Raw genomic sequence first — 2,176 nt, 5'->3', positions numbered from 1 at the left:
GGTTCATCCAGCCGTATGGATGGTGGTAGTTTCTTTCGAGTACCACAGCTCTATTTGGCGACCTCGTGTCGCACTGGGGTTTCTCCCCGGTGCATCATCAGTTACTTACATCGATGGTGCATGTGGTGGGTGAGAACAGCAGCACACTGGTTATACCTGGACTTGCTTTTATGGTTTTTGGACTCATGCTGGGATGAGCATGTGGCGGTGAACACCGCTAGGCCTCTTCATCGACATGCAGCCAACTCGGTCACATCTGAACAACTTGGTGGTGATACTCCAAGCCCGCTTGTTCTTCAAGGTATGGTTCGAGATTAATAAGATCTAAAGTTCTTACTTCACATAATTTCTTCATGGCATCTAAATCGATAACCCGGAGCCACAACGGCTGCGACAGGCCGACTCGCGAGCCCGAAGGCCGCGCCGATGATGCCTTATATATAGCAAACTCAGAACCCAGCATGGAATCGCCGCTAAACCAATCTTCATCCTTATTAGTAGCCCAATTGTAGAATTGTCTCGATGATTTTGGCTGTGAGATAAACTTAGGAACAGGATAAAATGGTTCACCAGAGCAGTATTCATCAACAATATGCATAGGTAGCCGTTTTTGTGCACCACCAATACCTTCTCGCCACTGCTTAGCAATGGCATCCCAATCCTTAACTCCTGGCGCATTTATCGAGTCTACTTGCGTTTGCAGCTCTTTAATGAGGGTATTTTCGAAATCAAAATGCTTTTCAGTGATTGTTTTTCCATTAAGCCTATAAGTGACTCCGTCTGTGTTGACTTTGTTGTATTGAGCAATCAATCGTGCAAATACCTGTTTGCCTTCTTGATTACTTGGGATGCGCTCAATCATTGCTGCCCACATGTGTTTATCCAGGGCCCACAGTGCATATTCAAAGCCACTTATGTTATCAAACTCTCGCCCAGAACAATCCGTTACTTTTCCTCTTTTAACCATTAAACTTATATCACCTATTAATATCAATTGAACTGCATCATGCTTACCACGAACTACATGGTGCAGTAGCTTGCGAACATCAACTAGGGGTTTAAACAAAGAAAAATGATAGTTTGATGTCTGAACCAAGTTCACTAAATCACGATTTGATAAATTTTTTGCAGTTTCGAGTTCGAGTTCTACTGGTAATTCATCAAACATCTCAAATTTGTCTTGCATGCTTTTTGCCTTATTTCTATTCATTTAAGTCAATTTTTAAATAGTGATCTATCCCTAATTTAGCACATCATTACCCATAAGTTATATTACTAATAGCCTGTTTTGCTAAAAGAAAATCTCTAAGTCACTGCAAGCCAACCCAAAGTGTAGTAGGCCCTGGTTCAGGGTCATTTTTTCTATTTAAATATCCCCCATAGAAGCAATCATATTTACCATCACTTATAATGAAGGAGGCTTATCAGGTGGCGGTTCTTTTTTTACGATAAGATGAGCCATGCGCCATTCTTCACCAGAGAAGATTAATTCACAGTTAATATCAGGACATTTCCGACTTAATAGAGTTAGATAAAGAATCCGTCAAGCAATAATCATGTAAAGGGCCAAACAAGGGTCAAATCGCTGGCTTTCAGTGATCTGTAATTTCTCAATCCGACAGCCACTTTTTAAAATGCGAAAATATACTTCAATTTGCCAACGGCATAAATACCATTTCAGAATATTATGTGCGCCAGTCGCATCATTTATTTTAACATTAGTTAATAAAACCCATTCCAGTGGCTCTTGTTCTTCAGGTGGATTGATTTCTTCTGCAATTAAACTGATTTGGGCTGATGGAGGATACACTGGGAGCAAACTGATTGACTGGGCTCTTTCTCTTTTCAATGTCGTTTGGACGGTCGTTAAACGCCCCAGAAAGATATTTAAAATCGTGAAATTTCGATGGATAGTCGAGCGCACATTTTGCTGGATGAATTAGCAACGAAGATTGAGCAAAGACTATGAGTTTTTGCCGCGGACTAGCGAAGCATTTGTGAAACTTACTGCAATTGGGATGATGATCCGTCGAATTAGCCAGGGATGATCGTGCACGATGGTTAAAAGAATAGGGCTTGATGGGTAACTGCCGATATCCACGCACCATCATACTAAAATTACGGGATTTTTTGCATTTTAAACTTGTTGAGCCTGATCAAAAAGCAAAATATTGCA

Annotated in this window: 3 protein-coding genes and 1 pseudogene; 1 reads left to right on the top strand and 3 read right to left on the bottom strand. The window is 41.0% G+C overall.

Annotated elements, in window-relative coordinates:
* Nucleotides 1–318 (top strand): annotated as a pseudogene (locus Lsan_RS23045) (hypothetical protein); the annotation flags it as partial.
* Here Lsan_RS23045 and Lsan_RS12565 read toward each other — a convergent pair.
* The 3 genes from Lsan_RS12565 to Lsan_RS12560 all read right to left on the bottom strand — a co-directional run bounded on the left by Lsan_RS12565 (nucleotide 251) and on the right by Lsan_RS12560 (nucleotide 1,849).
* Nucleotides 251–1,186, bottom strand: a complete 936-nt coding sequence (locus Lsan_RS12565) for a hypothetical protein (protein ID WP_058514578.1) — start codon at nucleotides 1,184–1,186, stop codon at nucleotides 251–253. The pseudogene Lsan_RS23045 and the gene Lsan_RS12565 overlap by 68 nt on opposite strands.
* A gap of 219 nt (nucleotides 1,187–1,405) precedes the next feature.
* Nucleotides 1,406–1,540, bottom strand: coding sequence for a hypothetical protein (locus Lsan_RS23570; protein ID WP_420324298.1), 135 nt, complete (start codon nucleotides 1,538–1,540; stop codon nucleotides 1,406–1,408).
* A 3-nt stretch (nucleotides 1,541–1,543) separates the two neighbouring features.
* Nucleotides 1,544–1,849, bottom strand: a complete 306-nt coding sequence (locus tag Lsan_RS12560; protein ID WP_133134411.1) for a transposase — start codon at nucleotides 1,847–1,849, stop codon at nucleotides 1,544–1,546.
* Nucleotides 1,850–2,176 lie beyond the last annotated feature (327 nt).

It is taken from the genome of Legionella santicrucis (assembly GCF_001468135.1).
Taxonomy (GTDB): Bacteria; Pseudomonadota; Gammaproteobacteria; order Legionellales; family Legionellaceae; genus Legionella; species Legionella santicrucis.
Note: the sequence above shows the minus strand (reverse complement) of the source record. Positions and strands in the feature narration are given on the sequence as shown.

Bases quoted from the DNA above. Each gene is read 5' to 3' on its own strand.
- Lsan_RS12565 (WP_058514578.1), bottom strand. From the start codon at position 1,186: ATGCAAGACAAATTTGAGATGTTTGATGAATTACCAGTAGAACTCGAA.